Origin of the sequence: Kribbella sp. NBC_01245 (assembly GCF_036226525.1) — a bacterium.
GTDB lineage: Bacteria > Actinomycetota > Actinomycetes > Propionibacteriales > Kribbellaceae > Kribbella.
Genome location: NZ_CP108487.1, coordinates 5,936,451 through 5,956,604 on the forward strand (window position 1 = coordinate 5,936,451; position 20,154 = coordinate 5,956,604).

The 20,154-nt window shown below is 67.2% G+C and carries 25 protein-coding genes and 1 pseudogene; 14 read left to right on the forward strand and 12 right to left on the reverse strand.

Going from position 1 to position 20,154, the window contains the following annotated elements:
• The first annotated feature begins 157 nt into the window (after positions 1-157).
• Entirely contained in the window at positions 158-2,287 is a 2,130-nt protein-coding gene (locus OG394_RS27050) for an AAA family ATPase (RefSeq protein ID WP_328989899.1), read from the forward strand.
• 133 nt (positions 2,288-2,420) lie between these two features.
• Positions 2,421-3,578 carry an MFS transporter gene (locus OG394_RS27055; protein ID WP_328989900.1) on the forward strand — a complete coding sequence of 386 codons (1,158 nt, stop codon included), beginning with the start codon at positions 2,421-2,423 and terminating at the stop codon, positions 3,576-3,578.
• Here the strand turns inward: OG394_RS27055 and OG394_RS27060 are convergent.
• Complete coding sequence (locus OG394_RS27060) at positions 3,547-4,347, reverse strand: hypothetical protein (protein WP_328989901.1); 801 nt, start codon at positions 4,345-4,347, stop codon at positions 3,547-3,549. The two genes, OG394_RS27055 and OG394_RS27060, sit on opposite strands and share 32 nt — an antisense overlap.
• Before the next feature lie 50 nt (positions 4,348-4,397).
• Between OG394_RS27060 and OG394_RS27065 the strand changes: the two genes are divergently transcribed.
• Positions 4,398-5,312: a DMT family transporter gene (locus OG394_RS27065; RefSeq protein WP_328989902.1), complete on the forward strand. Its 915-nt coding sequence runs from the start codon at positions 4,398-4,400 to the stop codon at positions 5,310-5,312.
• Here the strand turns inward: OG394_RS27065 and OG394_RS27070 are convergent.
• Positions 5,309-5,968 carry an MBL fold metallo-hydrolase gene (locus OG394_RS27070; RefSeq protein WP_328989903.1) on the reverse strand — a complete coding sequence of 220 codons (660 nt, stop codon included), beginning with the start codon at positions 5,966-5,968 and terminating at the stop codon, positions 5,309-5,311. The two genes, OG394_RS27065 and OG394_RS27070, sit on opposite strands and share 4 nt — an antisense overlap.
• A gap of 214 nt (positions 5,969-6,182) precedes the next feature.
• On the opposite strand from OG394_RS27070, the gene OG394_RS27075 reads away from it, so the two are divergent.
• The gene (locus OG394_RS27075; protein WP_328989904.1) at positions 6,183-6,701 is read left to right on the forward strand and encodes a GNAT family N-acetyltransferase; all 519 of its coding nucleotides are present in this window, start codon (positions 6,183-6,185) and stop codon (positions 6,699-6,701) included.
• Between the two features lie 33 nt (positions 6,702-6,734).
• Here OG394_RS27075 and OG394_RS27080 read toward each other — a convergent pair whose 3' ends face one another.
• The 4 genes and pseudogenes from OG394_RS27080 to OG394_RS27095 all read right to left on the reverse strand — a co-directional run bounded on the left by OG394_RS27080 (position 6,735) and on the right by OG394_RS27095 (position 8,300).
• On the reverse strand, positions 6,735-6,995 hold the full coding sequence (locus tag OG394_RS27080) for a hypothetical protein (RefSeq protein WP_328989905.1): 261 nt from the start codon (positions 6,993-6,995) through the stop codon (positions 6,735-6,737).
• 55 nt (positions 6,996-7,050) lie between these two features.
• Positions 7,051-7,374, reverse strand: a pseudogene (locus OG394_RS40145) (Abi family protein); the annotation flags it as partial.
• 63 nt (positions 7,375-7,437) lie between these two features.
• Positions 7,438-7,581 carry a hypothetical protein gene (locus tag OG394_RS27090; RefSeq protein ID WP_328989907.1) on the reverse strand — a complete coding sequence of 48 codons (144 nt, stop codon included), beginning with the start codon at positions 7,579-7,581 and terminating at the stop codon, positions 7,438-7,440.
• Positions 7,582-7,703: 122 nt separating this feature from the next.
• Entirely contained in the window at positions 7,704-8,300 is a 597-nt protein-coding gene (locus OG394_RS27095) for a LysE/ArgO family amino acid transporter (protein ID WP_328989908.1), read from the reverse strand.
• Between the two features lie 72 nt (positions 8,301-8,372).
• On the opposite strand from OG394_RS27095, the gene OG394_RS27100 reads away from it, so the two are divergent.
• The gene (locus OG394_RS27100; protein ID WP_328989909.1) at positions 8,373-9,242 is read left to right on the forward strand and encodes a LysR family transcriptional regulator ArgP; all 870 of its coding nucleotides are present in this window, start codon (positions 8,373-8,375) and stop codon (positions 9,240-9,242) included.
• Here OG394_RS27100 and OG394_RS27105 read toward each other — a convergent pair.
• A complete protein-coding gene (locus OG394_RS27105) occupies positions 9,239-10,420 on the reverse strand; it encodes an FAD-dependent monooxygenase (RefSeq protein WP_328989910.1) in 1,182 nt (393 codons plus the stop codon). The genes OG394_RS27100 and OG394_RS27105 overlap by 4 nt on opposite strands.
• A 102-nt stretch (positions 10,421-10,522) precedes the next feature.
• Between OG394_RS27105 and OG394_RS27110 the strand changes: the two genes are divergently transcribed.
• Together OG394_RS27110 and OG394_RS27115 are read left to right on the forward strand one after the other, a co-directional pair.
• Positions 10,523-11,176, forward strand: a complete 654-nt coding sequence (locus OG394_RS27110; RefSeq protein ID WP_328989912.1) for a TetR/AcrR family transcriptional regulator — start codon at positions 10,523-10,525, stop codon at positions 11,174-11,176.
• Entirely contained in the window at positions 11,173-11,370 is a 198-nt protein-coding gene (locus OG394_RS27115; protein WP_328989913.1) for a hypothetical protein, read from the forward strand. The genes OG394_RS27110 and OG394_RS27115 overlap by 4 nt, the downstream gene beginning before the upstream one ends.
• Before the next feature lie 39 nt (positions 11,371-11,409).
• Here OG394_RS27115 and OG394_RS27120 read toward each other — a convergent pair whose 3' ends face one another.
• Positions 11,410-12,315 carry an SCO6745 family protein gene (locus OG394_RS27120; protein ID WP_328989914.1) on the reverse strand — a complete coding sequence of 302 codons (906 nt, stop codon included), beginning with the start codon at positions 12,313-12,315 and terminating at the stop codon, positions 11,410-11,412.
• Positions 12,316-12,376: 61 nt separating this feature from the next.
• On the opposite strand from OG394_RS27120, the gene OG394_RS27125 reads away from it, so the two are divergent.
• Positions 12,377-12,769, forward strand: a complete 393-nt coding sequence (locus OG394_RS27125; RefSeq protein WP_328989915.1) for a VOC family protein — start codon at positions 12,377-12,379, stop codon at positions 12,767-12,769.
• 26 nt (positions 12,770-12,795) lie between these two features.
• On the opposite strand, the gene OG394_RS27130 is transcribed toward OG394_RS27125, so the two are convergent.
• Positions 12,796-13,284 carry a GNAT family N-acetyltransferase gene (locus OG394_RS27130; protein ID WP_328989916.1) on the reverse strand — a complete coding sequence of 163 codons (489 nt, stop codon included), beginning with the start codon at positions 13,282-13,284 and terminating at the stop codon, positions 12,796-12,798.
• Between OG394_RS27130 and OG394_RS27135 the strand changes: the two genes are divergently transcribed.
• The 3 genes from OG394_RS27135 to OG394_RS27145 all read left to right on the forward strand — a co-directional run bounded on the left by OG394_RS27135 (position 13,283) and on the right by OG394_RS27145 (position 15,459).
• Positions 13,283-13,429: a hypothetical protein gene (locus OG394_RS27135; RefSeq protein WP_328989917.1), complete on the forward strand. Its 147-nt coding sequence runs from the start codon at positions 13,283-13,285 to the stop codon at positions 13,427-13,429. The two genes, OG394_RS27130 and OG394_RS27135, sit on opposite strands and share 2 nt — an antisense overlap.
• Positions 13,430-13,918: 489 nt before the next feature.
• Complete coding sequence (locus OG394_RS27140) at positions 13,919-15,127, forward strand: calcium:proton antiporter (protein ID WP_328989918.1); 1,209 nt, start codon at positions 13,919-13,921, stop codon at positions 15,125-15,127.
• On the forward strand, positions 15,124-15,459 hold the full coding sequence (locus OG394_RS27145) for a cupin domain-containing protein (RefSeq protein ID WP_328989920.1): 336 nt from the start codon (positions 15,124-15,126) through the stop codon (positions 15,457-15,459). Before OG394_RS27140 ends, OG394_RS27145 begins: the two co-directional genes overlap by 4 nt.
• Here the strand turns inward: OG394_RS27145 and OG394_RS27150 are convergent.
• The 3 genes from OG394_RS27150 to OG394_RS27160 form a co-directional block, all read right to left on the reverse strand.
• The gene (locus OG394_RS27150) at positions 15,441-16,871 is read right to left on the reverse strand and encodes an ankyrin repeat domain-containing protein (protein ID WP_328989921.1); all 1,431 of its coding nucleotides are present in this window, start codon (positions 16,869-16,871) and stop codon (positions 15,441-15,443) included. The genes OG394_RS27145 and OG394_RS27150 overlap by 19 nt on opposite strands.
• A gap of 136 nt (positions 16,872-17,007) precedes the next feature.
• Positions 17,008-17,379, reverse strand: coding sequence for a nuclear transport factor 2 family protein (locus OG394_RS27155; RefSeq protein WP_328989922.1), 372 nt, complete (start codon positions 17,377-17,379; stop codon positions 17,008-17,010).
• A gap of 2 nt (positions 17,380-17,381) precedes the next feature.
• Positions 17,382-17,771: a hypothetical protein gene (locus tag OG394_RS27160; RefSeq protein ID WP_328989923.1), complete on the reverse strand. Its 390-nt coding sequence runs from the start codon at positions 17,769-17,771 to the stop codon at positions 17,382-17,384.
• 74 nt (positions 17,772-17,845) lie between these two features.
• Between OG394_RS27160 and OG394_RS27165 the strand changes: the two genes are divergently transcribed.
• From OG394_RS27165 to OG394_RS27175, 3 genes are all read left to right on the forward strand, one after another.
• Entirely contained in the window at positions 17,846-18,883 is a 1,038-nt protein-coding gene (locus tag OG394_RS27165; RefSeq protein WP_328989924.1) for an amidohydrolase family protein, read from the forward strand.
• A gap of 78 nt (positions 18,884-18,961) precedes the next feature.
• Entirely contained in the window at positions 18,962-19,345 is a 384-nt protein-coding gene (locus OG394_RS27170; RefSeq protein WP_328989925.1) for a hypothetical protein, read from the forward strand.
• Positions 19,346-19,353: 8 nt separating this feature from the next.
• Positions 19,354-20,028, forward strand: coding sequence for a TetR family transcriptional regulator (locus tag OG394_RS27175; RefSeq protein ID WP_328989926.1), 675 nt, complete (start codon positions 19,354-19,356; stop codon positions 20,026-20,028).
• Positions 20,029-20,154: the final 126 nt, after the last annotated feature.

Here is a 20,154-nt window from a genome sequence, read left to right on the forward strand (position 1 = left end):
ATTAGCCGCTGTCGCCCAGTGACGCATTAAAGTGAGCGGGCGCGATGCCACCCTTGGGATTCGCCGTGGTCGAGTCCAGTTCGAGGTCGCCGCAGTGAGCGTCCGAGGGGATCCACCGCGTTGCTAGTCAGGTGCCCGACGGGCGGAAAGGATCCCTGTGGCCGACCACCTCCGGAGACCGCGCGTACTCGACGTCCTCGCCGCTGAGCAACCCTGGGAGGTGCCGGACGAGTGGCTCGCTGGTGTCCGCGGGCGGCTTCGCATCTGGGCCGACGACCCGAGCTCGCTGCGACCGCCGGGTGCCTTTCCGGACTTCCTCGAGGGAACGCCCGCGGCGGTGTGGCTCACCCATGAGGTCGCCGCACTGCTCACCGGCTGGATTCCGGTGCTGCACGGGGAGTACGCCGACATCGCGGCCGAACTGACCCGGGACTTCCACCGGCCTTCGGTCCGGTTCGGTGGTGCCGGACACCTGGTCCGGGTCGCGCCTACCGACTGGCCGCTGCAGGTGGTGGCCGGCACGCAGGGTTTCCACGAACAGGCCCGCCACCAGGCGCTGCTGCTGTCCCGCGACGTGGTGAGCCTGTTCGTTGACGCACCGCCGATGGCAGCCCGCGCGCAGGCGCTGACCGCGGCGTACGACCGGGTGCTGGCCGACCGCGAGGCCACTCGGATGCACGTGCTGGCCGACTACGGGACGATCCTGCAGTTCTGGCGGACGGCCGCACTCAGTGATGCCGAGCGCGCCGTGCTGCCGGAGCTGGGCGGCCCGGCGTCAGCGGTGAAGTACTCACTCGAGGCGTTGCGGCATGCGCACACCCAGCTTTCGGCGGTGGTTCCGGGTGGTGAGGCGCCGGACTTCGCGCAGTTGGTGGCTCGGATGATCCTGGCCGGCGGGCTCGACGCCCAGCCGGCGGCTGTGGGGCAGGCGCTCGGTATTGCCGGCTGGGATGTGGAGAAGGCGCTCGGTGAGCTGAAGAAGGGCTTCGATCCGCGGGCTTGGCTGGATCGCAACATGGAGTGGCTTGGGCGGGCAATCGCTCAGGATCAGGAGGTGCTCGCGCGGTACTGGGCGGCGGCGACGACGCGGGTGTCGGTCCATCTGGCCGGCGTGCCGGAGCAGCGGCCGTGGCCGGAGGTGGAGATCCCGGACCTGGGCGCGTTCTTCCAGCTTCTCGACCGGGGGACCACGTCCTATCCGCTGCCCGCGGCTTCGATTGTCGTGGCTGCCGAACCGGTGATCGAGGTCGCGCCGCCTGTTGAGCATCCTGTCGTGCCCGAAGAGCCGGTGGTGGAAGAGCCGGTGGTCGAGGAATCGGTCGTCGAGGAACCGGTTGTCGACGAGCCCGTGGTCGACGAGCCCGTGGCGGAAGAGCCGGTTGTCGAAGAGGTGGTGGCGGACGAGCCGGTGGCTCCGAAGCCGGTGTCTGCGGACGATGGCGGTCCGCTCGCGGAGCTGGAGGCGCTGGTCGGGCTGGAGTCGGTCAAGGAATCGGTGCGCCGGATGGTGGCCGAGATCAAGACCAACCAGCGCCGCAAGGACCTCGGCATCCCGGTCCAGGAGCGGGTCCGGCACATGGTGTTCGTCGGCAAGCCCGGTACGGCCAAGACGACCATCGCCCGGCTGCTCGCCCGGATCTACAAGCAGCTGGGCGTGCTGGAGAAGGGCCACGTGATCGAGGTCGACCGGTCGGACCTGGTCGGTCCCGGTGTCGGCACCACTGCGCCCCTGACCGCGGCCAAGTTCCGCGAGGCGCTCGGCGGCGTCCTGTTCGTCGACGAGGCGTACACGCTGTCCCCGGAGAACACCCCGGGCGACTTCGGCATCGAAGCCATCGCCACGTTGCTGAAGATGATGGAAGACCATCGCGACGAGTGCGTCGTGATCGTCGCCGGGTATCACCGCGAGATGCAGCGATTCCTCGAGTCGAACACGGGTTTGTCGTCACGGTTCCCGAAGCTGCTGTCCTTCAGCGAGTACAACGCCGACCAGCTCGTCGCCATCTTCGAGCTCCAGGCCCGGCAGAAGGGCATGACCTACACCGACGACGTCCTGGCCGTCGTCCGCCGGATCATCCCGGCTACTCCCCGAGCCCACAACTTCGGCAACGGCCGGTTCATCCGGAACATCCTCGAGGAGGCCATCTCCAACCAGGCGATCCGGCTCGCCCACCACGACCCGGACACCCTGACCGAGCGCGACCTGCGCGAAATCCTGCCCGAAGACGTCAAGCCGGCCCAATCCATGCGCGCCGAGGACTACCTCTTCCAGAAAGAGGGCACCTGAGGGCGCCTGTGGAAAACTTCTGGTGTGCGGCCGGAGGGCGGCCTAAAGTCGGGATATGAGGTTCACCAGCCCGCATCTTTGACGCCTTACCGTCCCGCTGATCGCCTACCGGGCGATCGACGACTTCATCCCGTTGTATCCGCTGTACCAGTTGCTGTTCGCGGATCACGGGTTGTCCGCCACGCAGATCTCGACCCTGTTCATCATCTGGTCGACGACCGCGTTCGTGCTCGAAGTGCCTTCGGGTGCCTGGGCGGACACCTTCTCCCGGCGACGCCTGCTCGTGCTCGCGGCCTTGCTCACCGGTGCGGGATATGCCGCCTGGGTGGTCTTCCCGTCGTACGCCGGATTCGCGGCCGGGTTCATCCTCTGGGGTGCGGGTTCGGCCTTGGCGTCGGGCACTTTCGAGGCTTTCGCGTACGACGAACTCGCCGCACGCGGTGCCACCGAACGCTATGCCGGCCTGATCGGACGAGCCACCTCGGCGTCGTTCGTGCTGAACCTGGCGGCGACCGCCTTGGCAGCCCCGTTGTTCGCCGCGGGCGGTTACCTCCTGGTCGGGTGGATCAGCGTGCTGGTCTGCGTAGCCCAGGCCGCCGTCGCCCTCTCGTTGCCCGAGGCGTCACCGGTCGCCACGGCCGATGAGACGCTGCCGTCAGAAGCGGGCGTGGTCGGTCGCTATCTCGCGATGCTGCGCAGCGGTCTGACCGAAGTCGCGACGACCCGGGTGGTGCGCAACGCGGTGATCCTGGTCGCCGTGGTGAGCGGATTCCTTGCCTTCGACGAGTATTTCCCCTTGCTGGCAAGGGATATGGGCGCATCGACCACGGTGGTGCCGCTGCTGATCGCGGGAACGGTCGCGGCGCAGGCGATCGGCAGCGCCCTGGCCGGACCGGCGTACCGGTTGAGGTCCGGGCCGATCGCCCTTGGCCTCGCGGCTGCGGCCGGGCTGATCGCCTTCGGTTCCTTGAGCGGTACGACGGCGGGGTTCGTGCCGATCGCGGCCGGTTATGGCGTCATGCAGTTGGTCATCGTGGTGGCGGACGCGCGCCTGCAGGACGCCATCACCGGACCGGCGCGAGCCACGGTGACGTCGGTGTCCGGCTTGTTCTCCGAGGTGTTCGCCGTGGCCATCTACGCCGGGTTCGCGCTCGGTGGCATCTGGTTCGGTCTGCCGGTTCTGGTGGCGGCGCTGACCGTGCCGGTGCTGGTGACGGCCTTCCTCTTGCCGCGCTGGTTGCCCCACCGGGCGCTTGCGGTCAGCCCAGATAGCTCCGAAGCGAGCTCGTGAGGCGCTGGACGAAGGCATCCCGAGTGCCTTCGTCCAGCAGGTCCAGCGAGAGATAGGGATTGAGGTCTTCCACCTCGACCAACAGCAGCCGGCCATCCGTGGCCCGGCAGGCGTCGACGCGCTGGATGCCGTGGTCGATGTCGTTCCAGTCGACGAAGTGCTGGGCGAAGGCGACGTCTGCCGCGGTCGCGTCGTACCGCTCGAGCTGCCAGCGGCGGGCCGGGTCCGGCGCGTAGAGCGCGTACTGGAAGTCGTGATCGATGAAGTAGAACGACACCTCGTACTCGAAGTCGATCAACGGCTGCACCAGCATGCCGGTGAGGTCGATCGTTGCCAGCGTCTCCCTATCGACGATCTGCAGGCCGATCGAATCCGAACCCTGCTTGGGTTTCGCCACGTATTTACGTGCCTCAGGCAACTTCGACGGCTCTGAAAAGGTCGGGATTACCGGATGCCCCGCGGCGGTCAGATCGAGTAGGTACTGCTTGCCGAGCATGTCGGCCTTACCGGTCAGCTGGGTGTAGACGCGCACATCCTGGGCGATCGCGGCCGCGCGGAATTCGTCATACTCGCGTTGGTAGTCGATCACGGGCCCGCTGTTGCGCACCACCACGCCGTCGACGCCGTCCATCAGGCGGATCGCGTCGAGTGGATGGCAGATCGCCAGGTCGAAGTCGGACCGGAGGCGGTCGGTCAGCCAGATGTCCTCGTCACAGTAGCGACGGCCTTTCGCCGGGTAGGCGAGCTGACTCACGTAGAGGATCTTCATCCCCCGATTATTCGGTGTCGGCCGAAGTATCCAGGTCATACGGTCGGCACATGACGCTGACGCAGGAACCGACCACGGCCCGTACCGGCATGCTCGCCACCGGTGCCGCCCTCATCACGGTGGTGCTCTGGGCCTCGGCCTTCGTCGCGATCCGGCACGTCGGCCACGAGTTCTCGGCCGGCGCCCTCTCCCTCGGCCGCCTGCTCGTCGGCAGCGCCATCCTCGGCGCGTTCCTGCTGATCCGCCGGCCGTCATCGGCGACATCGGTGCTGCAGCGGCGGCCGCTTAAGCGGGATTGGGCGCCCTTGCTGGCGTGCGGGCTGCTCTGGTTCGGCGTCTACAACGTCGCGTTGAACGCCGCCGAGCAACGCCTCGATGCGGGTACTGCCGCCATGCTCGTCAACATCGGCCCACTACTCATCGCTCTGCTCGCCGGCGTACTGCTGAAGGAGGGCTTCCCGCGCCAACTGGTCATCGGCAGCGCCGTCGCCTTCGCGGGCGTGCTCTTGATCGGTACGTCGTCCTCCACCGGTCGCGCCGAGACCTGGGGTGTCATCCTCTGCATCATCGCGGCCATCGCGTACGCCATCGGAGTCGTCGCCCAAAAGCCGCTGCTCGGCCGGCTGCCCGCACTCCAGGTGACTTGGTTGGCCTGCACGATCGGGGCCGTGGCGTGCCTGCCGTTCGCGCCCGCCTTGGTACGCGAGGCCTCGGCCGCGAAGGCGTCGAGCATCTGGTGGGTCATCTTCCTTGGCGCCTTCCCGACGGCGCTCGCGTTCACCACGTGGGCGTACGCGCTGGCACGGACCAGCGCCGGCCGGATGGGCGCCACGACGTACCTCGTGCCCCCGATCGCGATCGCCTTCGCCTGGCTCCTGCTCGACGAGGTCCCCGCACCGCTGGCCTTCGTTGGTGGCGCGCTCTGCCTGGCAGGCGTCGCGCTCTCCCGCCAGAAGAAGGCCTAGATCCGCTGACTCGGGCACAGGCCACGCCCCGTGCCCGCTGTTCCTCGACCCTTCACCCCGTACGACGTGACGTCGAGCGGGGTGTGCGGATGCGCGGCCGCTATCGGTACGCCGAGGGCCTTCGCCAACTCGAGCACTTCCCGGCGACTGGCGATCGCCACCTCGGGCTCTCGCTCGTAGACGTACAGCAGCTCAGGCCACTGCGCCTGCGCGGGATGAACCAGCACGTCCCCGCCGAGCACCGCCCGCGGCGTCACCACCACCTGATGCCCGGGCGTATGCCCCGGCGCCGGCACCACCTCGATCCCCTTACCGAGCCGGGTCTTCCCGTCGACGATGCGAAGCCGTCCCGTCTCGACGATCGGCCGCAACTGCCGCTCGTACGTCGGGTTGGGCCCGGCCGTGACGTGGTCGAACTCCGCCTGCTGCACGACGTACGTCGCCTGCGGGAATCGCGGCGCCACGCCATCGGTATTCCAGCCGGTGTGATCGAGATGCACGTGCGTCAGGATCACGGTGTCGATCTCGGTGGCACTCACGCCGGCCTGTTCCAGCAGCGAAGGCAATCGCCCAGCCGTCCCAAGCCACTCCGCCGCCGCACCACCCGCGGGCCCGATCCCGGTATCGACCAGCGTCGCCCCGCGCTCATCCGTCAACAGATAACTGTGGAAGTGCAACCACCATCCACCGTTGGCAGCCACATTCCCGGGCATCACTCTCCGGGTCCACTCGTCCTGCTCCGGCCCCCATCCCGGCAACACCTCGATGTCCTCCGGAAAAACCGCCACCCCATCACAAAGCACCGTCACGTCCACCTACGTCAACTTAGCCGCGACAAGTTCCATCCGATGCTGCGATACGGTCTGGCTCATGGTCGAGCTACGCGAGTTCACCCCGGCCGACGGCCAGCTGCTCGCAGCCTGGATCGCCAACCCGACCGAGCTGCTGATGTGGGCGGGCCCAACCTTCACCTGGCCGCTTGACCCCCCACAGCTCGCCGCCTACGCCGCCGAATCCGCAACCGGACTCCGACGTACCTGGACGGCCCAAGCCCCAGCCACCGCCGAGCCGATCGGCCACGCGTCCTTACGACTCGACCCAGCCCACCCAACCGCCCGCCTCGGCCGAGTCCTGGTAGCACCAACAGCCCGCGGCCGCGGCTACGCCCTCGCAATGCTCGACCAAGTCCTCACCACCGCCTTCACCGACCTGGCCCTGGACCGTATCGACCTAGGCGTATTCGCCCACAACACCAGCGCAATCCGCCTCTACGAACGCCTCGGCTTCACCTGCGACCACGTAATCCCCAACGTAGAACGGGTAAACGGACACCCCTGGTCCGCCAACCAAATGACCCTCCCCAAATCCACATGGACCGCTACCAACTAGCCGCGAGAAGCCGAGGCGCACATCCGGCCCTGCTCACGGAGACTGCCAAGGGGCGTGATCGGCCCAATCGGCGGGAAATCCCATCTCGGACAACTCTCGGTCTGCGCACACCACGTCGGCGAGCACGGTTCTGACCGCGGTCGGCCAATCCGTGTCCGACGCCACCGTCGACAGCAGGAAGGCCAGCACGCACAACACCGAGTAGACGCGAAAGTGGGCAGCCGAGGGGCTGCCACCCAGGTGGCGAAGAGGCTCGATCGACGTCAGGTGGCTTGGTGCGAGCTGGTCGGACATTCAGATCGGCCGCAACCTCATCGCGGTCAGGCGCCCGCAGACCGCTATAGAGATATGCGAGAGACCCAAAGTCCATGATCTCGGTTGCCACCCAGACTGGCAGTTGGTCGTTGTATTTCGTGCGGAAGTGCCTGACGAAGTCCTCGCTGGAGCGTCGCTGAGCTTGGAGGACCTTGTCGAGCCAGGCGGAATAGGTACTTCGACCGGTGCGGTCCCGCCGGACGAAACGACCGTCCAGGTTCGTTGGATCCAGGTGGGCGAAGGCGCCGCGGCGTCCCAACGTGTAACCGACTCTGAGACGAACGGCGATCTCGATCCGCTCGATCGCATCGAGCAGCAACAGCTTGAGTTTCCGATCAGCCTGGTAGAGGCGAACGACTTGATCGAACGCGGTGCCGTCGACGAACCGATCCGCCGAACCCGCGAGCTGTTGTCGGTACGGCTACCAGTAGCCGCTTAGTCGGTAGTAGCCGACTACGCCGAGCGTGTGTTCGGCGAACTGCCGGTCGTGAACCCGCATACCGCGGCTTTCGAGCAGGTCGAGCTGCCGGTCGAACGTGAGATGCGGCTTGGAATAGGTAGCCACGGTTGCCCCCGGGGAAATGAAAACCAGCCCGTGCCCACGAGGGGCAGAGGGGCTGGCCGTGTTGAGACCAGGGTATCAGCATCGCGGACGGCACCGACAGTTTCGCCCAGTGGGAAAGGGATTCAGGAGGTGAGGAGGGTGAGGGCGATGGTGGTCATGATGAGGGCTATGGCGGTGTCGAGGAGTTGCCAGGCGCGGGGTTTGGCGAAGAGTGGGGTGAGGCGGCGGGCTAGGTAGCCGAGGGTGAAGAACCAGGTGAAGCTGGCGCAGACGGCGCCTAGGCCGTAGTACCAGCGGCCGGTTTCGCCTTGCTGGTTGGCGAGGGCGCCGAGGAGTACGACGGTGTCGAGGTAGACGTGCGGGTTGAGGTACGTGAAGGCCAGGCAGGTCAGGAGCGCGCGGCGCAGGGCGGTCGGCGCGTTGTCGGACGGCTTGAGGGTGGCGGGGTGGAGCGCGCGGCGGGCGGCGACGACGGCGTATCCGAGGAGGAAGGCGGCGCCGGCGTACTTGGTGATCATGAGGGCGGTCGGATGCCCGGTGATGAGGGCGCCGAGGCCGGCGATACCGCCCGAGATGAGCAGGGCGTCCGACACCGCGCAGATGAGAACGACCGGCAGCACGTGTTCGCGGCGCAGACCCTGGCGGAGGACGAAGGCGTTCTGGGCACCGATGGCGATGATCATGGACAAAGACATGGCGAAGCCGGTGACCAGGGACATGGTTCGACGGTAAGGCTGACTCGATAGCGAAACCAGCTAAAGATTCTCAAGGTGCATTAGCCTGGCTTAATCATGCAGATCGACTCCGGACAGCTCGCGACGTTTGCCGCGATCATCGAAGAGGGCAGTTTCGACGCCGCCGCGCGCCGGCTCAACGTCACGCCGAGTGCGGTCAGTCAGCGGATGAAGGCGCTGGAGAGCGGGATCGGCCAGGTGCTGGTTCGCCGGACCAAGCCGTGTACGGCGACCGAGGCCGGGCAGGCGCTGATCCGGCTGGCCCGGCAGGTGTCGTTGCTGGAGACCGAGGCCCTCGCGACGGTCCGTGGTGCGGCCGATGGCGAGCGGGTGCCGATCGCGGTGAACGCCGATTCGCTCGCGGGCTGGTTCCTCCCGGCGCTGACGGCGCTGCCCGCGGAGATGGCGGTGTACTTCGATCTGCGCGCGGAGGACCAGGACCATTCGGCCGAGTTGCTCCGCGATGGGACCGTGCTGGCCGCGGTGACGGCTGATCCGCAGGCGGTGCAAGGTTGCCGGGTGCAACGACTCGGCAAGATGCGGTATCACGCCGTCGCGGCTCCGGCGTACGTCGAAAAGTGGTTTGCGGGAAGGCCGCTGGCAGAGGCGCTGGCCGAGGCGCCGATGATCGTGTTCAACCGCAAGGACACCCTGCAACATCGTTTCCTGCGGTCGGTCAGCCGGCGGCGGTTGGATCCACCCGCGCACTACGTGCCGTCGACCGGGCCTTATATCGAGGCGATCCGGGCCGGCCTTGGCTGGGGGATGGCCGAGAGCTACTACCTCGAACGCGGCGGCCTGGTGAAGATCGACGGCGGCCGGCCTGTCGACGTACCGCTGTATTGGCAGCACTGGAAGCTCGAGTCACGGGTCCTCGACGCCCTCACCACGGCGGTTCGTCAAGCTGCCGCGAACGGTCTGTCCTAGTAGTGCTTCAGCGAGATGGCATTGGCCGGACCGTGGATCGACTTCAGGATCGCGTTCGAGATCAGGCGTTTGCCCGGGAGGTGCGGCAGCGCCCGCAGGAAGCCGAGGTGGAAGCGGATCGCGCCGCGCGACTTCGGCAGCATGCGCTTCGCGTTCGCCCGGCCGAGCTGCTGGTTCTTCGCTACGAACTCCCGCATCTCCCGCTCGTACGCCGCGAACGCATCGTCGAACTCGGCGCCGGCCAACTCGCCCGCCAGGACGTACGCGCCGACCAAGGCGAGGCTCGTGCCCTGACCCGACGCGGGTGAGGCGCAGTACGCTGCGTCGCCGACGAGCGTGATCCGGCCCTTGGACCAACGGCTCATCTCGACCACGGACAACGAGTCGAAGTAGAAGTCCGGCGCCTCGGCCGCCGAGTCGAGGAGGCGCGGGTTCTCCCAACGCGCACCGGCGAAGGCCTCGCGCAGCACGTTGAGTGACTGGCCACGCTCGTACGCGATCGGCTCGGAGCCGAACATGAAGAAGGCGCGGGCGTTCGAGGCGCCGGCCGTGCTGTAGACGTTGGTGATCCGGTCGACGTCCAGGTGCAGCAGCTCGGCCCGGTCGAGCCCGAGGTGGTTCGGCGTACTGAAGATGGCCACGTAGGCACCGAGGTGCTTGATGAACTGCTCCTCCGCGCCGAAGGTGAGTGCCCGTACGCCGGAGTGCAGGCCGTCAGCGCCGACGACCAGGTCGAACCGTCGCTGCAGCCCGCTCGCGAACTCGACATCCACGCCGTCCGGGGTCTCGGTGAGCCCGGTGATGTGGTCGCCGAAGAGGTACTCGGTCGAGCCGGCGGTCGCGTCGTATAGCAGTCGGCCGAGGTCTCCCCGCATCAGCTCGACGTCCTCGCCGGTACGTCCGCCGAAGAGGTCGCCGTCGAGTTCTGCGCGCTTGACGCCGTCGTCGTCGACGTACGACGCGTCCTGGATGTCGGTGTGCAGCCGGCGTACGTCGTCGAGGAGGCCCATTCGCTCGATCACGGTCACGGCCGCACCACGGATATCGACCTTGTAGCCGCCGTCGCGGAGCTCGTCGGCCCGCTCGACGATCGTCGTGGTGAAGCCGTACTTGGTGAGCCAGAAGGCGAGCGCGGGACCGGCAACGCTGGCGCCGGAGATGAGGACGGACTTGGTCATTTCGTACTCCCAGAGTGAGCGATTTGGGCTGATGTGAGGACTGTACGTCAGTCTTAGACATGTGTGCAAGACGTTCGTGCGAGGTCGGGTTATGCTCGGACCATGGGAAATCGCGAAGCACTGATCGAGGGGGCCAAGTCCTGCCTGCGGGAGAAGGGCTTCACCCGGACGACCGCGCGCGACATCGCCTCGGCGGCGGGGGTCAGCCTGGCGGCGATTGGTTACCACTTCGGCTCGAAGGAGGCGCTGATGAAGGAAGCGCTGCGCGAGGCGATGGAGGAGTGGGGCGACCAGGTTTCGGCGGAGACGATCCCTGGCCCGGAGGTCGCGGCCGCTGCGCCGGGCTCGCCGGTTTCGCCGGTTTCGCAGCCGGAGGCTTCGGCGCGGGAGCGGTTTGAGCAGGCGTGGGCGCAGGCGATCGAGTCGTTGCCGGCCAGCCGGTCGTTGTGGCTGACCCAGTTCGAGATCCTCAGCCAGGCTGATCACCTGCCGGATGTGCTGGCCTCGCTCGGTGGGCTGCAGGCGGACGCGCGGGAGGGGCTGGCCGAGCTCTTCGGTCCGCTCGAGGCCGGGGCGGATCCGGAGGAGGTCCAGCGGATCGGCGCGTTCTACCAGATGATGATGCTCGGAATGGTCGGCTTGTGGCTGGCCGATCCGGACCAGGCGCCGACTGGTACCGACCTGTCCCGCACACTGAGGCTCATCGCGGACCGGCTCGAGTCCGGCGAGGATCGCAATGCTGAAGGAGATTCATGAAGAAGGCCGTGCTCGGCGCGCTCGGATTGCTGATGACCGTCGCCGGAGTCGTCTGGACGTTACAAGGCCTCGGCTACCTCGACGGCAGCTCGATGACCGGCCAATCCTTCTGGGCGATCATCGGCCCCATCCTCGCCGGCCTCGGCGTAGCCCTGCTCTACGTAACCTTCAAGCCGTCAACCCCCAGCCGTTGAAGTCTCGGCCGGACCCGCCGACATCTCGGCCGGGTCCGCTCAGGTCTCCGACGGGTTCGCTGAGACGTCGGCCGGGTTCGCTGAGATCTCGGACGGGTCCCAGCGCATCGCCATCGGGTTGTCGTCCGGGACCAGGCCGGACGCCATGATCCGGCGGCTGATCGGCCGCACCAGCCGGTCGAGTTCATCGGTCAGCTCGGGGCCGAGCGCCTGCCAGGTCTGATCGGCCAGCCGGTCGGTGGTGGCTTCGACTTCCTGGCGTACGGCGATCCCGGCCGGCGTCAGTTGGCCGTCGGCGTCGAGTAGCCCGCGCTCACGGAGTCGCTCGGCGGCATCCGCCCACTCATCGTCGCTCCACCGGCGATTGAGCTGGAAGACCTCCTTCGACGGCCCACCCGCGGCAGAGATCGTCAGACACGCCTGCGCCGGAGTCAGCCCGGCCGTAACCAGGGCCGCGACATGCCCGTCACCACGGGATTCGCGCAGGATCGTGGTCGCATGCCAGAGAGCCAGATGCGGCTCGTCCGGCCAATCGAGAGCCGCGTTCGCCGCCGCCAACGGCCGCCCATCGACCGGCGCCAACTCCGCAGCCTGCCTCGCCACCTCAGCCGCCCGCTCCAACGATTCGACGGTCGGCAGCAACCGCCGTACGGCATTGTCGACCGCCTCCAGGCGTGCCTCCAACAACTGTGCGGGCGTCGCGAACTCCCAGGCAGCAGGAATCGCCCGAGCCACCATCGACGGGTGGAAGCTGTAGAAGATCGCCGCCACCAACTCCGGCCCAACCGCGCCAAGTGGCGCCGCCCGGCAGGCGAAGTAACTCATCCATCCGCCCTTGAGCCCGAGCGCGTCGGTGGCCTGACGGGTCTCCGGGGCGAAGTAGGTGATCGCGTGCAACGGCTCGAGTACCCGCCACATCCGGCGGGCGGTGGGCTCCGGGTTCATGCCGTCGATCCAAGCAGAAATCGGTTGGACCCGGGACCCCTGGGACGGTCAAGGTGGCGGCATGAGCATTCGTATTCAGTGCGTCCTGTACGACGCCATCGACCCGGCCGCGCAGGCCCGATTCTGGGCTGAGCTGTTGGGGTGGCGGATCACCTTCGAAAACGAGAAGGAGTCCGTTCTGGAGCCGGCCGCGGGCAGTCGCGAGGACGGCGTTGTGCCGGACATGCTGTTCCTGCGAGTGCCGGAGACCAAGACGATCAAGAACCGGGTGCACATCGACCTGCGCCCCGACGACCAGGCCGCCGAGGTCGCCCGGATCGAGGCGCTCGGCGCCAAGCGCGTCGACGTCGGCCAGAACGACGAGGCGTCCTGGGTCGTAATGGCCGACCCCGAGGGCAACGAGTTCTGCGTACTGCGCGCCTTCACCCCCGAGGAACTAGCCTCAATCTCCTAACCTCGTTTGGTTCTGCCTTCGTCTCCCTAGACGAAGCGGTGCATTACGTGGAGGCCGACGTAGCCGTGGGTTGGGGAGTTGAAGCCCTCGGGCACGGTGCCGACCACCTCGAAGCCGAGGGATTTCCACAGGCCGACAGCGCGGACGTTGGACTCGACCACCGCGTTGAAGGTGATGGACCGGAAGCCCTCGGCCTTGGCCCAGTCGATCACGTACTGGCCGAGGGCCCGGCCGGTGCCGCGGCCGTGCCGAGTGGGGTCGACCATGAAGCTCGCGCTAGCGACGTGCGCGCCGTTGCCCTCGCGGTTGGCGTACATATTGGCGGTGCCGAGGATGTTGCCCTCGGCATCGACCGCGACCACGACATGAGCCGGCGCCGGTAGCAACCATCGAGCCCGGGCGGTCTCCTCGGACATCGCCGGATCGTAGACGTAGGTCTCACCCTCGGTGACGATCTGCCGGAAGAAGGGCCAGATGGCGGACCAGTCGGCCTCGGTGGCTACGCGAATCTTCATGCCGGCCAGCATCCCCGCTGCCGCAGGCGCGCGCCAACCGGATTATGCCGAAGCCGCGCCAACCAACTTGTGCGAAGCGCCGTCGAACCGCCCAGTGCAGACGTCGAACCGCCCGGTGCCGATCAGCGTGCTGGGCAGCAACTGAACTGCGACAGCTCGTGCGTGCCTGTTCTTCCAACTTAAGTTTACGGCTTTCGACTCTGCACTAGTCGCGGTTATCCACAGGCATCTGCCGCAGGTGGTGACGTCTGAATAGTTCCGGGTGCAGCGCTTCAGCCGCATCGGTCGGCGGTTGTGGCTGCACGGGTGTCCGCGGGCGGACCGCCTGGTCCACGCGATAGCGTGAAACACGCCCAATCGGGACGAAATTGGCCACCGGGTGGACCTGCGCGTCCGCAACATCTGACCCTGGCCACGGTCGGACGCGAACGGCGCGACGTACGGCTTGAACGGCCGGCCTGCACGCCCCGTCCTGCCGCGAGTGGTCTGGTCATGACGGGTCCACTCGCGCCCCAGATCACCGGAGCGGACGTGTCGTTGACCTGACCAGTCGCGGGAGGTGGTGGTTGCGGGGATTGAGAGAACGGCAACAAGTGTGGGGGAAAGGGGGTGGCGCTCGATATTGTTGGTGGGGATGACTTCCATTGCCGTCCAAGGGTTGCCGCGCTGGAGTCTGGCCGTGCCCCCGCTCGCTTTGCTGGTTCTCGCGGTTGCCTGGGGGCGCGATCTCGGGCCGGTGCTGTTGATTCTGGTTTGCGCCGGGCTCGGTGCCGCGGTGGTCGCGGCTGTGCATCATGCCGAGGTGGTCGCGCATAAGGTTGGCGAACCGTTCGGCACGTTGATCCTCGCTCTCGCGGTGACCGTGATCGAGGTTGCGCTGATTGTCACGTTGATGGCGTCGGGTGGTGACAAGGCGGCCTCGCTTGCCAGGGACACGGTCTTCGCTGCCGTGATGATCACGTGCAACGGCATCGTCGGGTTGGCTCTGCTGGTCGGCGCTTTGCGGCATCACATCCAGGACTTCCGCATCAGGGCGTCCAGTAGTGCCCTCGCGGTTATGACGGCTCTGGTGACGCTCAGCTTGGTGTTGCCGACGTTCACCACTAGTACGCCGGGGGCGACGTTCAGCTCGGCACAGCTGGCCTTCGCGGGCGTGACATATCTGGTGATGTACGGCGTGTTCGTGTTCGTGCAGACCATCCGCCACCGCGACTACTTCCTGCCAGTCAGCGAGAGCAGTCCAGTCGGCGCGAGCGGTCCTCTCGAAGCAGGCAGTCCTGTCGGACCTGGCGGTTCTGCTGGCGTAGGTGGTTCTGAGGTCGAGAGCGGACAGGAGAGCCCTGCAAGTGTTGGCGAGGACATGGAGGAGCATGCGCCCGCACCGAGCGACAGAGTTGCGTTGACCAGTCTCGGCCTCTTGTTCCTCTGCCTGATCGCGGTAGTCGGCCTGGCCAAGACTGTCTCGCCCACGCTGGAAGAGGCCGTCGCGTCCGTCGGTGCGCCTCTCGCCGTCGTCGGCGTGGCAATCGCGCTACTGGTGCTACTGCCCGAGACCGTCGCCGCAGTCCGGGCCGCCTTGCGTAATCGCCTGCAGACAAGCCTCAACCTGGCGCTGGGATCTGCACTCGCCAGTATCGGTCTGACCATCCCAGCGATCGCCGTGGCGTCGATCTGGCTCGACGGGCCGCTAGTACTCGGTCTAGGCGGCAAGGAGATGGTCCTGTTCGCACTGACCGTGGTGGTGAGCATGCTGACACTGTCTACCGGCCGCGCGACAGTCCTCCAAGGAGCCGTACATCTGATGGTCTTCGCCTCGTTCCTCTTTCTGGCGGTAAGCCCGTGAAGTCTCAGCACGAGTTCTACCCAGCCGACAGCGTCCCGTGGACCGAAGACGACGTACCGGGCGTGACTCAGCGTGTACTGAGCCACGACCCGGACGACGGCACACTGACGCGTCTGGCCTGCTGGGCGCCTGGGACAACCACCGACGGCGTGATCCGGCACGAGTACTTCGAGGAGGTCTACCTACTCGAAGGCACTCTCACCGACCTCACGCTCGACCAGACCTTCGGACCAGGCGAGTACGCCGCACGCCACCCCGGCATGCCGCATGGCCCGTACCGCACCGACGACGGCTGCACCATGCTGGAGATCCGCTACAACGTCCGCAAGTAGTCGACCATCGCCTGCTGCCCGTTGTGCTCAGCCCAGCCCAACGGCGTCGAGTCGTAACCCGGGTCGCGCAGCGTTGGATCGGCGCCGAGCGCTATCAACGCCTTCGCGGTCACGAGATCGCCGGCAAACGCCGCCTCGTGCAGCGGCGTCGTCCGGCCCATCACGTTGAGGTCGAAGCCCAGTTCCACCAGGATCGGCAAGGCCTCGACGCGTCCGAGCTCGGCCGCCCGGATCGGCACGTACGGGTTGCGCACGATCGCCCGCGCTGCCAATCCCTTGTCCCTGGTCAATCGCGCCACCTCGTCGCGATCAGCCCGCATTGTTGCCTTGAACAACTGGTGTACCTCGTCCAGTGGCGCGGCGCCGGCGTTCAGGAGCAGGCGCGCGATCTCGTCATGCCCGTGCGTCTCGGCGAGCTCGTACGCGCTATGCCCGCAAAAGACCGGGTGCGCCGTACCCCGGCCATCGACAGCCACCCCAGCGGCGAGCACCAGCCGGACCCGGTCGAGCAGACCAGCGGACGCGGCGTACACCAGTTCGTCCTCGAGGAGCTGGCTTGGCGTCGGATGCGCAGACGTCAACCGGGCATGCCACGGACCGCCGTCGCCCTGGCCGAGGCCGAACTCGAGCAGCAACGGCAGGTGGTCCGCGTTCGGAGGGTTGCCACCCGGGCCGCAGTTGTACATGGTCTGGCTGTCGTTCGGGTCTGCGCCTGCTTCGAGCAGTAGGCGGGCGAGTTCGAGGCGGTTCGCGTGCGGCGGTGGATCACCCTCGCCGTACCCGAAGGCCCCGGTCAGCGCGGTGAACGGAGACGGCAGGCCCTGCCACAGAAAGCCCGCGTTCGGATCGGCGCCGTACCCGATGAGCACGCGAGCGGCCTCCAGCGGATCGCCCCGGTCGATACGGGAGTAGGCGAGGTAGAGCAGCGGCTCCCACTCGTACGGACCGCCTTGCCGGTTGGCCGATGAGGGGTCTGCCTTGAGCAACTCCTGCAACGCCTCGGCCGCACCGGTCGCGGCCATCGTGTAGACGTTGCTCAGGGCAACATGCTCGGCCAATGAAGCAGCCAGCGTACGGCGATGCGGATCGTCGCCCGCGTAGTAAACCGTTGCCAGCCGAAGGAATTCGTCCTCCGCCGCAGCTGTCGGATCACCGATCGGCTGGCGATGCGGCGATCGCGTGTAACGCCCGACCAGTTCCAGATGCCGGACCAGCCGAGGCCAGCTGGCGAAACCGTAGCGCCGGGCAACGATCACCTGGGCATCCGCGAGACGTGCCACAGCCGTTGGGTGGAACTCCGTCGCAAGGGCGACGGCTGCGGGATCATCGGCGCGCAGCGACCGGAGTAGGTACTTGGCCTCGCGCTTCAAGTGTTCGAGGCTCGGGTCGTCGGGCAGGTTCAAGGTCGGCATCAGCGACCTCCTCTCTGAGGCCTGCCGTCCGCGTCGTCAGGCGAGAAAGGAGGTGGGCCGAACAAGATCTCCTGTTTCGCCAGGTGGGCTGAGCCCTTCCCGCGGACCGGTGGCGACCTGCTCGCCGGAGACGAGTCTACTCGCTGACCATCCACCACTCGGTGAATTCCCGGGCCCGGCCGTCCGGCGCGAGCCGGATCACCCACAGGTTGCTGTACTCCATCGGCGGCGCGGTCAGGTACGTCGTCCAGCCGCGAACGAAGCCGACGCCATCCCCATAAGCCAGCACCTCGTACTCGAAGGTCGTCTCGCCCACGGAATCGGCGTTCTCCAGCCATTGGGCGAGGATCGCGTCGTGCCCGCGAGCCGGTTCCTCGTCCGGGCGCCGGTGGTACGCCGCGTCCTCGGTCCACAACGCGATCACGTCCGCCGGGTCATTGCTCTCCCAGGCACGCCGATAGGCCTCGACCCAGCGATCGAGATCTGCCTCGCGAACTTTCCTCGCCATGGCTATTTGCGCTGCGCGAGCAACGCGACGACGGATACACCAGCGGCGGCGCAGATCAGCACCAGCAGCGAGCCGACCACCCAGAGCCCGTCGGCGTTGTCGCCCGTCGCCGCGTCGATCGCGAACAGGACCGTCACCGTGGCCGGAAGGACCTCGATCGCCAGCAGCGCCTTGCCGGCCCGACCCATGATCCCGGCGAGAATGCCGAGCACCACCACGAACGCGATCACCTGCCACGCCTCGTACGGCCCGGTCTCGCGCCCGGTCGCCGGGTCCAGCGTCTTCTCGGCGTGCCACCCGAGCAGCGCCAGATAGGCCGCCGCAATCGCCACTACGCCGGCCAACGCCCAGACCGCGCTGGAATTCACCCTGGCCTTCGTCTCCTCGCTCATCCCCCCATCCTGCCGGACGCCCCCGGTCTTGCCACGCCAACCTGCCCGGCCCGGTCGAGGCGTAGCGTGCCGGGATGACGACGTGGCGGTTCGACGGTGTGCTGTTGCCCGAAGGCTCGCGTGGCCGGATCGAACTGGGGGAGGGCGAGTACGACGCACTGCCCGGGCGGTTCGCCTTACCCGGCCTGATCGACGCGCACTGCCATCTGACCATGGGGACGGACTCGCTCGGTCTCCGGCTGTACGGCGAGGAGTTCGCCCTCGCGCGGCTCGACGAATACGCCCGTGACGGTGTCACCGCGCTCCGGGATGTCGGGGGCGAGCGATCGGTGACGTTGGCGCTGGCCAGTGCGCCTCCCGGCGAGGGGCGACCCGTCGTACTCGCTGCTGGGCGCTTCCTCGCTCCGAAGGGCCGGTATTTCCCGCGTGCGCATGAGCCCGTCCCGGCCGAGGAGTTGATCGCGGCGGTCGAGGCCGAGATCGCTGACGGCGCGACGTGGCTCAAGCTCGTCGGGGACTTCCCGGCCGTCGGTCCGGATGGCCCCATCATCGGAAGCAAGGTCGAGGCGTCGTACCCGATCGAGGTCGTTGCCGAGATGGTGGCGACGGCGCATCGCCGTGGGGCCCGGGTCGCCGCGCATACGAATATCGAGGTGGTGAGCGACCTGGTCCGGGTCGGCGTCGACTCGATCGAGCACGGCACGGTCCTTGGGATCGAAGACCTAGACGTGCTGGGTGCGCGGGGTGGTGCGTGGACGCCGACGTTGTGCGCGTCCGTGCAGGCCGGGCCGGATGAGTCCGACGACCGTCGCCGGCGAAGGCTCGAGCGCACGGAACATCTGCGGGCGATGTTGCCCGAGGCGGTCCGTCGCGGCGTACGGGTGCTCGCGGGGACGGACGTGGTCGGGTCGATGGCTCGCGAGATCGAGTTGCTGGTCGAGCTCGGGTTGACCGTCGAGCAGGCGCTGGCCGCAGCGACGACCGAGGCTCGGGACTACCTCGGCGTTGGGATCAGCGGGGACTTGGTGACGTACGACGAAGACCCGCGGGAGGTGCCGTCCACTCTGCATAAGCCGGCCGCCGTGGTGATCCGCGGTCGCCGCGTGCGCTGAGTCACTTGATCTTGAACATGTTCAAAACCAGGTCTACGGTGAATTGAACGTGTTCAACTCCGACTGTGGGGAACCGCCATGACCGTGCTCATGTACGCGATCTACCTCTTGGTTTCACTGCCGCTGACCCTCTGGATCGCGCGCACGCTCTCCACCAACGGCCGGGTCTTCCTGACCGAGGTCTACCAGGGCAACGAAGCCTTCGCCGACGCGGTGAACCGGCTGCTCGTGCTCGGGTTCTACCTGCTGAACCTCGGCTTCGTGACGCTCTTCCTCCGCGCCGGCGGCCCGGTCGCCGATGCGCAGAGCCTGATCGAGCGGTTGAGCGTCAAGATCGGCCTGCTGCTGGTCGTACTCGGCGCCCTGCATCTGGTGAACGTCTACCTCTTCACCGCGATCCGGAAGCGGAACCGGTTCGAGCCGCAGCAGCCGAGGATCCGCGCCGTCGCCAAGGTGAGCTGACTACGCTGATGGATGTGGTGGACGGCGCGACGACCAAGGGCGAACAGACCCGCGAACTGATCCTGTCGACGGCTCTGCGGATGTTCCGCGAAGAGGGGTACGGCAAGACCACGATGCGCGCGATCGCCAAGGAGGCTGGTGTCTCGGTCGGCAACGCGTACTACTACTACAGCTCCAAAGAACACCTCATGCAGGCGTACTACGACCAGATGCACGCCTACCATCGCGAGGCCGCCGCCGAAGTCCTGACGGGCCAGATGTCGTTCGTGGCAAGGCTTTCCGGCGTTCTCGAGGTTTGGCTGGACGTTTCGCAGCCGTACCACGAATTCGCAGGCACCTTCTTCAAGAACGCAGCCGAACCGCGTAGTCCGCTCTCTCCGTTCAGTACGGAATCCGAGCCGGCGCGCGCGGCGAGCATCGAGCTATTCCGTCAGGTCGTCGAGGGGTCCGACCTCAAGCTGCCGCCGGATTTGCGGGCCGAACTGCCCGAGCTGCTTTGGCTGCTGCACATGGGCGTGGTGCTCTTCTGGGTCCACGACAACAGTGCGGACCTAAAGCGCACGCGGACCCTCATCGTCCGCACGGTCCCCCTGATCGACCGCCTCCTCCGCCTAACCCGCGTTCCCGGTGTCCGCGGCGTCGTCAACGACCTAGTAGCCCTAATCCGCACCCTCAAGTCGTAACCCCCCTGACGCCCCGAACCCCGCCGCGAGTGGCCACGCCCCAACGCGTCCACTCACGTGAAACCCAATGCCACGGTCGGACCCGAAATGCGGCCGCCCTGTGGATACCTCCGCCACGGTCGGACG

Excerpts from the sequence above, each read along its gene's own strand:
- OG394_RS27100 (WP_328989909.1), top strand. The coding sequence starts at position 8,373 with ATGCAGATCGACTCCGGACAGCTCGCGACGTTTGCCGCGATCATCGAA.
- OG394_RS27120 (WP_328989914.1), bottom strand. The coding sequence starts at position 12,315 with ATGAACCCGGAGCCCACCGCCCGCCGGATGTGGCGGGTACTCGAGCCG.
- OG394_RS27165 (WP_328989924.1), top strand. The coding sequence starts at position 17,846 with ATGACGACGTGGCGGTTCGACGGTGTGCTGTTGCCCGAAGGCTCGCGT.
- OG394_RS27095 (WP_328989908.1), bottom strand. The coding sequence starts at position 8,300 with ATGTCCCTGGTCACCGGCTTCGCCATGTCTTTGTCCATGATCATCGCC.
- OG394_RS27175 (WP_328989926.1), top strand. The coding sequence starts at position 19,354 with ATGGATGTGGTGGACGGCGCGACGACCAAGGGCGAACAGACCCGCGAA.
- OG394_RS27135 (WP_328989917.1), top strand. The coding sequence starts at position 13,283 with ATGCCGGCCAGCATCCCCGCTGCCGCAGGCGCGCGCCAACCGGATTAT.
- OG394_RS27105 (WP_328989910.1), bottom strand. The coding sequence starts at position 10,420 with ATGACCAAGTCCGTCCTCATCTCCGGCGCCAGCGTTGCCGGTCCCGCG.
- OG394_RS27080 (WP_328989905.1), bottom strand. The coding sequence starts at position 6,995 with ATGTCCGACCAGCTCGCACCAAGCCACCTGACGTCGATCGAGCCTCTT.
- OG394_RS27160 (WP_328989923.1), bottom strand. The coding sequence starts at position 17,771 with ATGAGCGAGGAGACGAAGGCCAGGGTGAATTCCAGCGCGGTCTGGGCG.
- OG394_RS27130 (WP_328989916.1), bottom strand. The coding sequence starts at position 13,284 with ATGAAGATTCGCGTAGCCACCGAGGCCGACTGGTCCGCCATCTGGCCC.
- OG394_RS27075 (WP_328989904.1), top strand. The coding sequence starts at position 6,183 with ATGGTCGAGCTACGCGAGTTCACCCCGGCCGACGGCCAGCTGCTCGCA.
- OG394_RS27170 (WP_328989925.1), top strand. The coding sequence starts at position 18,962 with ATGACCGTGCTCATGTACGCGATCTACCTCTTGGTTTCACTGCCGCTG.
- OG394_RS27115 (WP_328989913.1), top strand. The coding sequence starts at position 11,173 with ATGAAGAAGGCCGTGCTCGGCGCGCTCGGATTGCTGATGACCGTCGCC.
- OG394_RS27140 (WP_328989918.1), top strand. The coding sequence starts at position 13,919 with ATGACTTCCATTGCCGTCCAAGGGTTGCCGCGCTGGAGTCTGGCCGTG.
- OG394_RS27125 (WP_328989915.1), top strand. The coding sequence starts at position 12,377 with ATGAGCATTCGTATTCAGTGCGTCCTGTACGACGCCATCGACCCGGCC.
- OG394_RS27060 (WP_328989901.1), bottom strand. The coding sequence starts at position 4,347 with ATGAAGATCCTCTACGTGAGTCAGCTCGCCTACCCGGCGAAAGGCCGT.
- OG394_RS27150 (WP_328989921.1), bottom strand. The coding sequence starts at position 16,871 with ATGCCGACCTTGAACCTGCCCGACGACCCGAGCCTCGAACACTTGAAG.
- OG394_RS27110 (WP_328989912.1), top strand. The coding sequence starts at position 10,523 with ATGGGAAATCGCGAAGCACTGATCGAGGGGGCCAAGTCCTGCCTGCGG.
- OG394_RS27155 (WP_328989922.1), bottom strand. The coding sequence starts at position 17,379 with ATGGCGAGGAAAGTTCGCGAGGCAGATCTCGATCGCTGGGTCGAGGCC.
- OG394_RS27065 (WP_328989902.1), top strand. The coding sequence starts at position 4,398 with ATGACGCTGACGCAGGAACCGACCACGGCCCGTACCGGCATGCTCGCC.